Genomic DNA, 12034 nt, shown 5'->3' on the forward strand with positions numbered 1-12034 from the left:
TAACACTCGGCTCGGACCTCTGGGGGCCGTGATGCTCGAGGAGCTGTTGACTGCCGCGGCGGGCGTGGGAACGGCCGCCGTGGTGTACGCGGGGGCGGCCGCGCGCGTGGTGAAGCAGTACGAACGGGGCGTGGTCTTCCGCTTCGGCCGGCTGCTGCCGGAGGTGCGCAGGCCCGGCTTCACGATGATCGTTCCCGTCATCGACCGGCTGCACAAGGTGAACCTGCAGATCGTGACGCTGCCCGTGCCCGCGCAGGAGGGCATCACCCGGGACAACGTGACGGTGCGGGTGGACGCGGTCGTGTACTTCAAGGTGGTCGACGCGGCGGACGCGCTGGTGCGGGTGGAGGACTACCGGTTCGCGGTCTCGCAGATGGCGCAGACGTCGCTGCGGTCGATCATCGGCAAGAGCGACCTGGACGACCTGCTCTCCAACCGGGAGAAGCTCAACCAGGGTCTGGAACTGATGCTCGACAGTCCGGCGATGGGCTGGGGGGTCGCGATCGACCGGGTCGAGATCAAGGACGTCTCGCTGCCGGAGACGATGAAGCGCTCGATGGCGCGGCAGGCGGAGGCGGACCGTGAGCGGCGGGCACGGGTGATCAACGCGGACGCGGAGCTGCAGGCGTCCAAGAAGCTCGCGGAGGCGGCGGCGGTGATGTCGGAGCAGCCGGCGGCGCTGCAGCTGCGGCTGCTGCAGACGGTCGTGGCGGTGGCGGCGGAGAAGAACTCGACGCTGGTGCTGCCGTTCCCCGTGGAGCTGTTGCGGTTTCTGGAGCGCGCGGCGCAGGCACAGGGCGGCGGGGAGCGGAGTCAGGCGGCCGGAGCGAGCGCGCCCGGGACTCCCAAGGCTCCGGCGACTCCCTCGGCTCCTCCGGCGCCGCCGGTCGCCCTGCCCGAGACCTTCACGGACCTCTCCCCCGACCTCCCCGGTGAACCGGGCGCACCGGGCGCCTACGACCCCCCGCTTCCCGACCTGGGGGACTACGAGGAACCGGAGGACGAGACCGACGACACCGTCATCGGCCCTCCGGTCGACCCGGCCCCGCGTTCGTCCCGGTCCACCCGGGACGAACCCTGATCCGAGAAACGGAAGGAGCGGGTGGCGGCCCCCGTCGTGGGGCCCGCCACCCGCTCCCTTACCGCGTTGCTACGCGCTGAGGCGGGCGACCGCCTCGGCCACCGTCAGCTCCTCGCGCTCACCCGTGCGGCGGTCCTTCAGCTCCAGGACGCCCTCGGCCGAGCGGCGGCCGGCGACCAGGATCTTCGGGACGCCGATGAGCTCGGCGTCGGTGAACTTCACACCCGGGGACACTCCCGCGCGGTCGTCGACCAGGACCCGCAGGCCGGCCGCCTTGAGCTGCTCGGAGACGTCGAGCGCCAGCTCCGTCTGGAGGGCCTTGCCGGCGGCGACGACATGGACGTCGGCCGGGGCGACCTCGGCGGGCCAGCACAAACCCTTGTCGTCGGCGTGCTGCTCGGCCAGGGCCGCGACCGCGCGCGAGACGCCGATGCCGTACGAGCCCATGGTCACCCGGACGGGCTTGCCGTTCTGGCCGAGGACGTCGAGCTGGAAGGCGTCGGCGTACTTGCGGCCGAGCTGGAAGATGTGGCCGATCTCGATCGCGCGGTCCATCTTCAGGCCGGTGCCGCACGTGGGGCAGGGGTCGCCCTCCTCGACGACGACGACGTCGAGGTAGTCGTCGACCTCGAAGTCGCGGCCGGCGACGACGTTCTTCGCGTGCTTGCCGTCCTTGTTGGCGCCGGTGATCCAGGAGGTGCCGGCCGCGACGCGCGGGTCGGCGATGTAGCGGACCTTGTCGAGGCCCTGCGGGCCGACGTAGCCGCGTACCAGGTCGGACCGGCCCTCGAAGTCCTCGCCGGTGACCATCTCGACGACGGCCGGAGCCAGGTGGTCCTCCAGCTTGCCGAGGTCCACCTCGCGGTCGCCGGGCACACCGACGGCGACGATCTCGCCGTCGACCTTGACCAGCAGGTTCTTCAGCGTGGCGGAGGCCGGGACGCCGAGGTGCTGGGCGAGGGTCTCGATGGTCGGGGTGTCGGGGGTGTCCAGCTCCTCGACCGGGCCGACCGCGGACGCGTCCGCGGCCTCGGCCTTGAAGGTGACGGCCTCGGTGTTGGCGGCGTACTCGCAGTTGGGGCAGTACACGAAGGTGTCCTCGCCGGCCGCCGCCGGGGCGAGGAACTCCTCGGACGCCGAGCCGCCCATGGCGCCGGAGATCGCCGAGACGATCTTGTGCTCGAGCCCGAGCCGGTTGAAGATCTTGATGTACGCCTCGCGGTGCAGCGCGTACGACTCGGCCAGGCCCTCGTCCGTGGTGTCGAAGGAGTACGAGTCCTTCATCTGGAACTCGCGGCCGCGCAGGATGCCCGAGCGCGGACGCGCCTCGTCGCGGTACTTCGTCTGGATCTGGTACAGGATCACCGGCAGGTCCTTGTAGGACGTGCACTGGTCCTTGACCAGCTGGGTGAAGATCTCCTCGTGCGTCGGGCCGAGGAGGTAGTCGCCGCCCTTGCGGTCCTGGAGGCGGAACAGCTCGGGGCCGTACTCCTCCCAGCGGCCGGAGGCCTCGTAGGGCTCCTTGGGCAGCAGCGCGGGCAGCAGGACCTCCTGCGCGCCCATCTCGTCCATCTCCTCGCGCACCACGCGGGCTACGTTCTCCAGCACCTTCATGCCGAGCGGCAGCCAGGACCAGATGCCCGCGGCGTTGCGGCGGACGTATCCGGCGCGGACGAGCAGCTTGTGGCTGAGCGTCTCGGCGTCCGCCGGGTCGTCGCGCAGTGTCTTGACCATCAACCGGGACATGCGCTGGACCTGGGCCATGGGGAACTCTCCTGCGGTGAAAAGTGTGAGGGTCCCGAGGTTAGCCGGGGGGCCCGCGCGGGCGGAAATCAGTTCCGCGCCGAGGGTCCCGTCGAGGGCCGCGCCGCGGGCTTCCTCCGCAGCGGGAGCGGGGCGCCCATCACGGCGTACGGGCGGGGGGCGCTGGGGAAGTGGACCATGCGCGCCAGGTCGGTGTAGCCGAGGGCGCGGTAGAGGGCGCGGGCCGGGCTCTCGGTGTCGATGGCGGAGAGGATCGAGCGGGGCTGTTCGGCCCGGTCGGTGATGGTGGTGATCAGTCCCCGGCCCAGGCCGCGGCCCTGGTGGGCGGGGTGGACGTGGAGTTCGGTGATCACGAAGGAGTCGTCGAGCCACTCCACGGTGTGCGCGGCGCGCAGGTACGGCTCGACGACGCCGGACCACCAGTGGGAGCGGTCGTTGGGCATCCCGTACACGAAGCCGACGAGCCGGCCGCCGGCGGTGGTGGCGCCGTACGCGCAGGCGCCGGGATTGAGCAGATGGCGGAGCACGATGTGCCGTCGTACGACGATCTCGTCCTCGCTCAGTCCGAAGGCGAGCGCCTGCACGGCGAGGGCTTCGTCCACCCGCGCGGCGAGGTTGACCGGTCCGATCGTGACGTCAGCGTCGTCCATGGCCGCACCTTACAAGTCGGTCCGTCGCCTCAGAACAGCACGCTCATGAAGGCGCCGACCTCGCGGAAGCCGACGCGGCGGTACGCGGCCCGGGCGGGGGCGTTGTAGTCGTTGACGTACAGGCTGACGACGGGGGCGACGTCGCGGAGGGCGTAGCGCAGTACGGCGGCCATGCCGGTCTCGGAGAGGCCCTTGCCCCGGTGTTCGGGGGCGACCCAGACGCCTTGGATCTGGCAGGCCTGGCGGGTCGCGGCGCCGATCTCCGCCTTGAAGACGACCTTGCCGTCCTCGATCCGGGCGAAGGAGCGTCCGGTACCGACCAGCTCGGCGACGCGGGCCTGGTAGAGCAGTCCGCCGTCGCCGGCCATCGGCGAGATGCCGACCTCCTCGGTGAACATGGCCACGCAGGCGGGCATGATCACCTCGATCTCGTCCTTGCGGATGCGGCGGACGAGGGGGTCGGGCTCGACAGTGGCGGAGGGTTCCTCGGTGACCATCAGCGGCTGGTGGGCGCGGACGTCGCGGGCGGGGCCCCAGCTGGGCTCCAGGAGCCGCCAGAGCAGGGCCGTGGGCTCGGCGGGGCCGACGATGGAGGAGCAGCGGCGGCCGGCCCTGCGGGCCCGGTCGGCGAAGGCGCGGACGGCCTCGGGGGTGGCACAGAGGGGGACGAGATTGGCGCCGGAGTAGCACAGGGAGCGCAGGTGTCCGTCGGTGTACCAGCCCCACATCTCGCCGCCGAGGCGCCAGGGATCGAGTCCGGCCGCCTGGACGCGGGCGGCGACGAAGGCGTTCTCGACGGGGGCGCTTTCCAGGACGGCGAGCGCGGCGCCGAGGTCGGCGGGTTCGAGGACCCGGGTGGTGGTCTGCGTCAACACGGGGGCGCCTCACGGTGCGGTCTGCTGATCTCCGCACTTTACCTGGCCCACCCCCGGGGTGTCGGGTGGTGCGCCGGAACCCCGGGACGCCCGCCTGCCTCGCCGGGGCGTCTCGGGCCCGCCGCCCGCGCGGGGCGACCGTGCGAACCTGCGCGGGGACGGCGCGAGGCCCCGGCGCGCGGGGCGCCGGGGCCTCGTGACGTACGTCCGTACGCGGTCAGACGCCGATGGCGACCGTCGGCTCGCCCGACATCACGCCGTCCTTCTCCATCTGCTCGGCGATCTTCATCGCCTCTTCGATGAGGGTCTCGACGATCTTCGACTCGGGGACGGTCTTGATGACCTCGCCCTTGACGAAGATCTGGCCCTTGCCGTTGCCGGAGGCGACGCCGAGGTCGGCCTCGCGGGCCTCACCGGGGCCGTTGACGACGCAGCCCATGACGGCGACGCGCAGCGGCACCTCCATGCCCTCGAGGCCCGCGGTGACCTCTTCGGCGAGCTTGTAGACGTCGACCTGGGCGCGGCCGCAGGACGGGCAGGAGACGATCTCCAGGCGGCGCTGGCGGAGGTTGAGCGACTCCAGGATCTGGATGCCGACCTTGATCTCCTCGGCCGGCGGGGCCGAGAGGGAGACGCGGATGGTGTCGCCGATGCCCTCGGAGAGCAGGGCGCCGAAGGCGACGGCGGACTTGATGGTGCCCTGGAAGGCGGGGCCGGCCTCGGTGACGCCGAGGTGCAGCGGGTAGTCGCACTGGGCGGCGAGCTGGCGGTAGGCGTTGACCATCACGACCGGGTCGTTGTGCTTGACCGAGATCTTGATGTCCTGGAAGCCGTGCTCCTCGAAGAGGGAGGCCTCCCAGAGGGCGGACTCGACGAGCGCCTCGGGGGTCGCCTTGCCGTACTTCTTCAGCAGGCGGGCGTCGAGCGATCCCGCGTTGACGCCGATCCGGATCGGGGTGCCGGCCGCGGAGGCCGCCTTGGCGATCTCCTTGACCTTGTCGTCGAACTGCTTGATGTTGCCGGGGTTGACGCGGACCGCGGCGCAGCCGGCGTCGATGGCGGCGAAGACGTACTTCGGCTGGAAGTGGATGTCGGCGATGACCGGGATCTGCGACTTCTTCGCGATGATCGCGAGCGCGTCGGCGTCGTCCTGCGTCGGACAGGCCACCCGCACGATCTGACAGCCGGCGGCCGTCAGCTCGGCGATCTGCTGGAGCGTGGCGCCGATGTCGGAGGTGCGGGTCGTCGTCATCGACTGCACCGACACGGGGGCGTCGCCGCCGACGGCCACCGATCCGACCTGGATCTGGCGGCTCTTGCGCCGATCGGCGAGCTTGGTCGGAACGGACGGGATTCCGAGTGAAATCGCGGTCATCAGCTGTACAACCCCAAGGTGTGGTTCATCGGGCTCAGGTCTTCGAGATTACCGCCCCGGCGGGGGGCGGCCGGACACCACGGGGGTCCGGCCGCCCAGCCGTCACGTCAGCTTCACCGGGTTGACGATGTCGGCGGCGAGGACGAGCAGGGTGAAGCAGACGAAGACGCCCGCCACCACATAGGCCACCGGCATCAGCTTGGCCACGTCGAACGGGCCCGGGTCGGGGCGCTTGAAGATCCGCGCGGTGTGGCGGCGTACGGACTCCCACAGGGCGCCCGCGATGTGCCCGCCGTCGAGCGGGAGCAGCGGCAGCATGTTGAACAGGAACAGCGAGACGTTGAACATCACGACCAGCTGCAGGAAGAAGACCAGGATGGTCTGCGGCGGGGCGTCGATGTTCATCAGCTCGCCGCTGATCCGGGCGGCGCCGACGACGCCGACCGGGGAGTCCTGCTTGCGCTCGCCGTCGCCGAAGGTGGCGTCCCAGAGGTCCGGGATCTTGCCGGGGAGGGCGAGGACGGCCTCCGCGCCGGCCTGGAGCTGGTCGGTCATGCGGGAGGCCGACTCGCCGAAGGTGAGCGGGACGACCTCACGGCCGGACTCGAAGCCCAGGTAGCCGGCGGTGACGTACTGGACGGGCTGGACGACGTTGCCGTCGGCGTCCTTCTTGGGGACCCTGTTCTCCAGGAGCGTGGCGCGCAGCTCCCTCTCCTCGCCGCCGCGCTGGACGGTGACGGTGGCCGGGCCGGTGGTGGCGCGGATGCGCTCGGAGAGGGTGTTCCAGTCGGAGACCCGTTCGCCGTTGAAGGCGACGATCCGGTCGCCCTTGAGGAGCCCCGCGGCCTTCGCGGGCGAGGGGCGGTCGCCGGGCTTGCAGGTGTCGCGCTTCTCGCTCTGGTCGATGACGCAGTTGGTGACGCCGGCGACCTTGGTGGTCTGGGTCTCGAACCCGACGGCCATGGCGCTGCCGAAGAAGAGCAGGACGGCGAGGATCAGGTTCATGAACGGGCCGGCGAACATCACGATGACGCGCTTCCACGGCTTGCGCGTGTAGAAGAGCCGCTTCTCGTCACCGGGCTGGAGCTCCTCGAAGGAGGCCTCGCGGGCGTCCTCGATCATCGAGCGCCAGGGCGAGGTGGAGCGGGCCTCGATGCGGCCGTCCTTTCCGGGCGGGAACATGCCGATCATGCGGATGTAGCCGCCGGCCGGGATGGCCTTGATGCCGTACTCGGTCTCGCCCTTCCGCTTCGACCAGAGGGTCGGGCCGAAACCGACCATGTACTGCGGCACCCGGATGCCGAAGAGCTTGGCCGTGGAGAGGTGGCCGAGTTCGTGCCAGGCGATGGAGACGAGCAGCCCCACCGCGAACAGCACGATGCCGAGGAGCGTGAGAAGTACGGTCATGCGCGCGCCTCCGCGGTCGCCTTCGCTGCGAGTTCTGCCAGTTCACGGGCCCGGGCGCGGGCCCAGGTCTCCGCTTCCAGGACGTCCGACACCGTGAGCGAGGTTCCCGCGGCGGACGTTCCGCTGTGGGTTCCGTGCTCGGTGACGACTGCCGTGACCGTATCCATGATTCCGTTGAACGGCAGCCGTCCGGCGAGAAACGCCTCGACACACTCCTCGTTCGCCGCGTTGAAGACGGCGGGCGCGGTGCCGCCCCGCTCGCCGACGTGGCGGGCGAGGGCGACGGACGGGAAGGCCTCGGTGTCGAGCGGGAAGAACTCCCACGTGGAGGCCTTCGACCAGTCGAACGCGGGGGCGGCGTCCGGGACCCGCTCGGGCCAGCCGATGCCGATGGCGATCGGACCGCGCATGTCCGGCGGGGTGGCCTGGGCGAGGGTCGATCCGTCGGTGAACTCCACCATCGAGTGCACGTAGGACTGGGGGTGGACGACGACCTCGATGCGGTCGAAGGGGATGTCGTAGAGCAGGTGCGCCTCGATGACCTCCAGGCCCTTGTTCACGAGGGTGGCGCTGTTGACGGTGATGACCGGTCCCATGGCCCAGGTGGGGTGGGCGAGCGCGTCCTCGCGGGTGACGTGGGCCAGCTCCTCGCGCGTACGGCCGCGGAAGGGCCCGCCGGAGGCGGTGACGACCAGCTTGCGGACGTCGGCGCGGGTGCCGGCGGCGAGCGCCTGGAAGAGGGCGGCGTGCTCGGAGTCGACCGGGATGATCTGGCCGGGCTTGGCCACCGCCTTGACCAGCGGGCCGCCGACGATCAGCGACTCCTTGTTGGCGAGGGCGAGGGTGCGGCCTGCTTCGAGTGCGGCGAGCGTGGGCGCCAGGCCGATGGAACCGGTGATGCCGTTGAGCACCGTGTGGCACGGGGAGGCGGCCAGCTCGGTGGCGGCGTCGGGACCCGCGAGGATCTCGGGCAGCGGCTCAGAGCCGTACCACCGCGTCAGCGCGTCCCGGAGCTCCGGGACGGCGTCCTCGCGGGCCACGGCGACCGTGGTGACCCGCAGTCGGTGCGCCTGCTCGGCGAGCAGCCCGATCCGGCCGCCGGAGGCGGCGAGGCCGGTGACCCGGAAGCGGTCGGGGTTGCGCAGGACCAGGTCGATGGCCTGGGTGCCGATGGACCCGGTGGAGCCGAGGACGACGATGTCCCGGCGGCCTTCGGCTGGATCGAAGGCGATGTGCGGGTCGGCGAGAGGAGAGGGGCGGTCGCTCATGCCCCCCATTCTTGCCGCAAAGACCGGGCGGGCTTCACGGGGTGCGGGTGAACGCCTCGAAGACGCGGTGGAAGTCGGGGAAGGTCTTCCGTACGCAGCCGGGGTCGTCGAAGGTGATGCCGGGGGCGCGCAGGCCGGTGACGGCGAAGGACATGACGATCCGGTGGTCGCCGTGGGTGGCGATCTCGACGCCGGTCCCGGAGGGGGTGCCGGGCCGGATCTCGATCCAGTCGGGGCCGGTGGTGACGGCGATGCCGAGGCGGCGGAGGTTCTCGGCGCACGCGTCGAGGCGGTCGCACTCCTTGACCCGGGTGTTGGCGACGTCCTCGATCCTGACCGGTCCGTCGGCGAAGGGGGCGAGGGCGGCGAGCGTCGGCATGGTGTCGGAGATGTCCCGCATGTTGACGGTGAGGCCGCGCAGGGTGCCGGTGCCGCGGACGGTGGTGGCCGTCTCGGTGATCTCCACCTCCGCGCCCATGCGGCGCAGGACGTCGACGAAGCGGAGGTCTCCCTGGAGGGCGCCGGTGCCGAGGCCGGGGACGGTGACGGTGCGGCCGGGGTCGAGGGCGGCGGCGGCGAAGAAGTAGCTGGAGGTGGAGGCGTCGGGCTCGATGGCGTAGGTGGTCGCCCGGTAGCCGGTGGGGGCGACGGTGTACGTGCGGCCGTCCTGGGTGATCTGCGCGCCGAAGGCCCGCATCATCGCCAGGGTGATCTCGACGTACGGCTCCGAGACGAGGTCGGTGACGGTGATGGCGAGGCCCTCGGCGGTGAGCGGGCCGAGCATGAGCAGCGCGGTCAGGTACTGGGAGGACTGGCCGGCGTCGAGGGTGAGCGTCCCGCCCTTGATTCCCTGCGCGGTGACCGTGAGGGGGTGGTGGCCCTCGGCTCCGTGGTGGTGGAGGTCGACGCCGAGCCGGCGCAGGGCGGCGGTGAGGGGGCCGAGGGGGCGGCGGCGCATCTGGGGGGAGGCGTCGAAGCGGAAGGTGCCGTGGCCTGCGGCGGCGAGGGCGGGGAGGAAGCGGGCGGTGGTGGCGCCGTCGCGGCAGTACACGTCGGCGTCGTCGAGGGCCGGCCCGGCGGGCCGCCCCTCGACGTGCCAGGCCTGCGGCTCCTGCCTGACCTCGTACCCGAGGGACTTCAGCCCTTCGGCGAAGCCCTCGGTGTCGTCGGAGAGGAGCGGCCGGAGGAGGGTGGTGGTCCCGTCGGCCGCGGCGGCGAGGAAGAGCGCGCGGGCGGTGACGGACTTGGAACCGGGAATCTCGATGACGGTCACGGCCACCATGGTGCCGTGGGCCGCGGCGCCCGGCCCCGCGCGTCCGCACCGTGGACGGCCGCGGCTCGCCCCCCGCTGTGCCCGGGCGTCCCGGCGGGGCGCCTGGGCACAAACGACGGCGCCGCACCGTGGGAACCGTACGGACCGGGAGCCTGGCCCCGGCAAGGGCGCCGTCCCGTGTGCCCACCGTCCCGCCCCCGCCGGACAGTTGCCCACGACGGGGGGGTGGGGCGAGGCAGGGCGGGCGCCGCCCCGGCGGGGCGAATGGCCTCGACCGGGGAGATCGGTGGCCCGTCAGGGGATCTTGCGGTGGACGTTCTCCGTGGTCGAAGGACCGGGGGCCGCCTCCGCGATCCAGGGGCCGTCGTCGCTCGCGTCCACCACGCCCGCCTCCAGCCATGCGAAGCGGCCCGCGAGGACGGCGTCCACCACGCGCCGGTCCACGTCGTCCGTGTTGGACCAGAGGCGCCCGAAGAGCTCCTCCACCCGCAGCCGTGACTGCCGGCAGAACGCGTCCGCCAGCGCGTAAGCCTCCTTGCCGTGCTCGCCCGTCGACCGCAGGAGCTCCGCCCGTACGCACGCCGCGCTCATCGCGAACAGCTCCGCGCCGATGTCCACGATCCGGCCGAGGAACGCCTGCTTCAGCTCCATCCGGCCCTGCCATCGCGACATCGCGTAGAAGGTCGAACGGGCGAGCTTGCGCGAGGTCCGCTCGACGTACCGCAGGTGCGGGGCGAGGGCGCCGAACTCCCGGTAGGCGCCCGGCACCTGGCCCTGTCCGGCGACGAGCTTGGGCAGCCAGCGGGCGTAGAAGCCGCCGGCCCGCGCCCCCGCCCTCGCCTTGTCGCCCAGCGACTTGTCGGGGTCGATGATGTCGCCGGCCACGGCGAGGTGGGCGTCCACCGCCTCGCGGGCGATGAGCAGGTGCATGATCTCCGTGGAACCCTCGAAGATCCGGTTGATCCGCAGGTCGCGCAGGAGCTGTTCGGCCGGTACGGCCCGTTCGCCGCGGGCCGCCAGCGAGTCCGCCGTCTCGTAGCCGCGGCCGCCCCGGATCTGAACCAGTTCGTCGGCGATGAGGCAGCCCATCTCGGAGCCGTAGAGCTTGGCGAGTGCGGCCTCGATGCGGATGTCGTTGCGGTCCTCGTCGGCCATCTGCGAGGAGAGGTCGACGACCGCCTCCAGGGCGAAGGTGGTCGCCGCGATGAAGGAGATCTTCGTTCCGACGGCCTCGTGGCGGGCGACCGGCTTGCCCCACTGCTCCCGTACCGCCGCCCACTCGCGGGCGATCTTGAGGGACCACTTGCCGGCGCCGACGCACATCGCGGGGAGCGAGAGCCGGCCGGTGTTGAGGGTGGTGAGGGCGATCTTGAGGCCGGCGCCTTCGGAACCGATGCGGTTCGCCGCCGGGACCCGCACGCCGTGGAAGCGGGTGACGCCGTTCTCCAGGCCGCGCAGCCCCATGAAGGCGTTGCGGTGCTCGACGGTGATGCCGGGCGAGTCGGCCTCGACGACGAAGGCGGTGATGCCGCCCTTGTGCCCCTCGGACCTCGGCACCCGCGCCATGACCACCAGCAGGTCGGCGACGACGCCGTTCGTCGTCCACAGCTTCACCCCGTCGACGACGTAGTCGTCCCCGTCCGGCACCGCCGTCGTGGCGAGCCGGGCCGGGTCGGAGCCCACGTCCGGCTCGGTGAGCAGGAAGGCCGAGATGTCCGTGCGGGCGAGACGCGGCAGGAAGGCGTCCTTCTGCTCCTGCGTGCCGAAGATTTTCAGCGGCTGCGGTACGCCGATCGACTGATGGGCGGAGAGCAGGGCGCCGATCGCGGGGCTCGCCGATCCGACGAGGGCCAGGGCGCGGTTGTAGTACACCTGGGTGAGGCCGAGGCCGCCGTACTTGGGGTCGATCTTCATACCGAGCGCGCCCAGCTCCTTGAGGCCGGTGACGACCTCGTCGGGGATGCGGGCCTCGCGTTCGATGCGCCGGCCGTCGATCTCCGTCTCGCAGAAGGCCCGCAGCTTGGCAAGGAAGGCCTCTCCGCGCCGCACCTCCTCCTCGGAGGGGAGCGGGTGGGGGTGGATGAGGTCGAGGCGGAAGCGGCCGAGGAACAGTTCCTTGGCGAAGCTGGGTTTGCGCCAGGTCTGTTCGCGCGCGGCCTCGGCGACCTGACGCGCTTCTCGTTCCGTGACCTTGGGCCGCTGGGTGGGTGCGGACATGTGGAGCTCACCTCGCCACTCGTCGGGGGCTCTCGTAAGGCTGGGGCTACCCGTCCGTAGTACCCGATTTCGCGAGGTTCGGATAGACGAGGAGACGGGCGGAGCCCCCGCACAGTGGGCTCCG

Annotated in this window: 9 protein-coding genes; 1 reads left to right on the forward strand and 8 read right to left on the reverse strand. The window is 71.6% G+C overall.

From position 1 onward, the window contains the following. Nucleotides 1-31 precede the first annotated feature (31 nt). Entirely contained in the window at nucleotides 32-1081 is a 1050-nt protein-coding gene (locus IE136_RS28250) for a slipin family protein (protein ID WP_229819245.1), read from the forward strand. Nucleotides 1082-1150: 69 nt separating this feature from the next. On the opposite strand, the gene IE136_RS28255 is transcribed toward IE136_RS28250, so the two are convergent. The 8 genes from IE136_RS28255 to IE136_RS28290 all read right to left on the reverse strand — a co-directional run bounded on the left by IE136_RS28255 (nucleotide 1151) and on the right by IE136_RS28290 (nucleotide 11910). Next, on the reverse strand, nucleotides 1151-2845 hold the full coding sequence (locus IE136_RS28255) for a proline--tRNA ligase (protein WP_158991064.1): 1695 nt from the start codon (nucleotides 2843-2845) through the stop codon (nucleotides 1151-1153). 68 nt (nucleotides 2846-2913) lie between these two features. Continuing rightward, nucleotides 2914-3495 (reverse strand): GNAT family N-acetyltransferase, encoded by a 582-nt coding sequence (locus IE136_RS28260; RefSeq protein WP_158991062.1) that lies wholly within the window; start codon nucleotides 3493-3495, stop codon nucleotides 2914-2916. 29 nt (nucleotides 3496-3524) lie between these two features. Next, entirely contained in the window at nucleotides 3525-4370 is an 846-nt protein-coding gene (locus IE136_RS28265; RefSeq protein WP_189601755.1) for a GNAT family N-acetyltransferase, read from the reverse strand. A gap of 217 nt (nucleotides 4371-4587) precedes the next feature. Then, nucleotides 4588-5745, reverse strand: a complete 1158-nt coding sequence (gene ispG, locus IE136_RS28270) for a flavodoxin-dependent (E)-4-hydroxy-3-methylbut-2-enyl-diphosphate synthase (RefSeq protein WP_158991058.1) — start codon at nucleotides 5743-5745, stop codon at nucleotides 4588-4590. Nucleotides 5746-5847: 102 nt separating this feature from the next. Beyond that, nucleotides 5848-7152, reverse strand: coding sequence for a M50 family metallopeptidase (locus IE136_RS28275; RefSeq protein WP_158991056.1), 1305 nt, complete (start codon nucleotides 7150-7152; stop codon nucleotides 5848-5850). Beyond that, entirely contained in the window at nucleotides 7149-8420 is a 1272-nt protein-coding gene (gene dxr / locus IE136_RS28280) for a 1-deoxy-D-xylulose-5-phosphate reductoisomerase (protein WP_158991054.1), read from the reverse strand. Before dxr ends, IE136_RS28275 begins: the two co-directional genes overlap by 4 nt. 34 nt (nucleotides 8421-8454) lie before the next feature. Continuing rightward, nucleotides 8455-9693, reverse strand: a complete 1239-nt coding sequence (gene aroA, locus IE136_RS28285) for a 3-phosphoshikimate 1-carboxyvinyltransferase (RefSeq protein ID WP_189601756.1) — start codon at nucleotides 9691-9693, stop codon at nucleotides 8455-8457. A gap of 294 nt (nucleotides 9694-9987) precedes the next feature. Continuing rightward, the gene (locus tag IE136_RS28290; protein WP_158991052.1) at nucleotides 9988-11910 is read right to left on the reverse strand and encodes an acyl-CoA dehydrogenase family protein; all 1923 of its coding nucleotides are present in this window, start codon (nucleotides 11908-11910) and stop codon (nucleotides 9988-9990) included. Between the last annotated feature and the right edge of the window lie 124 nt (nucleotides 11911-12034).

It is taken from the genome of Streptomyces lateritius (assembly GCF_014649715.1).
GTDB classification, from domain to species: Bacteria; Actinomycetota; Actinomycetes; order Streptomycetales; family Streptomycetaceae; genus Streptomyces; species Streptomyces lateritius.

Bases quoted from the DNA above. Each gene is read 5' to 3' on its own strand.
- IE136_RS28275 (WP_158991056.1), bottom strand. From the start codon at position 7,152: ATGACCGTACTTCTCACGCTCCTCGGCATCGTGCTGTTCGCGGTGGGG.
- IE136_RS28260 (WP_158991062.1), bottom strand. From the start codon at position 3,495: ATGGACGACGCTGACGTCACGATCGGACCGGTCAACCTCGCCGCGCGG.
- IE136_RS28250 (WP_229819245.1), top strand. From the start codon at position 32: ATGCTCGAGGAGCTGTTGACTGCCGCGGCGGGCGTGGGAACGGCCGCC.
- IE136_RS28290 (WP_158991052.1), bottom strand. From the start codon at position 11,910: ATGTCCGCACCCACCCAGCGGCCCAAGGTCACGGAACGAGAAGCGCGT.
- IE136_RS28255 (WP_158991064.1), bottom strand. From the start codon at position 2,845: ATGGCCCAGGTCCAGCGCATGTCCCGGTTGATGGTCAAGACACTGCGC.
- dxr (WP_158991054.1), bottom strand. From the start codon at position 8,420: ATGAGCGACCGCCCCTCTCCTCTCGCCGACCCGCACATCGCCTTCGAT.
- ispG (WP_158991058.1), bottom strand. From the start codon at position 5,745: ATGACCGCGATTTCACTCGGAATCCCGTCCGTTCCGACCAAGCTCGCC.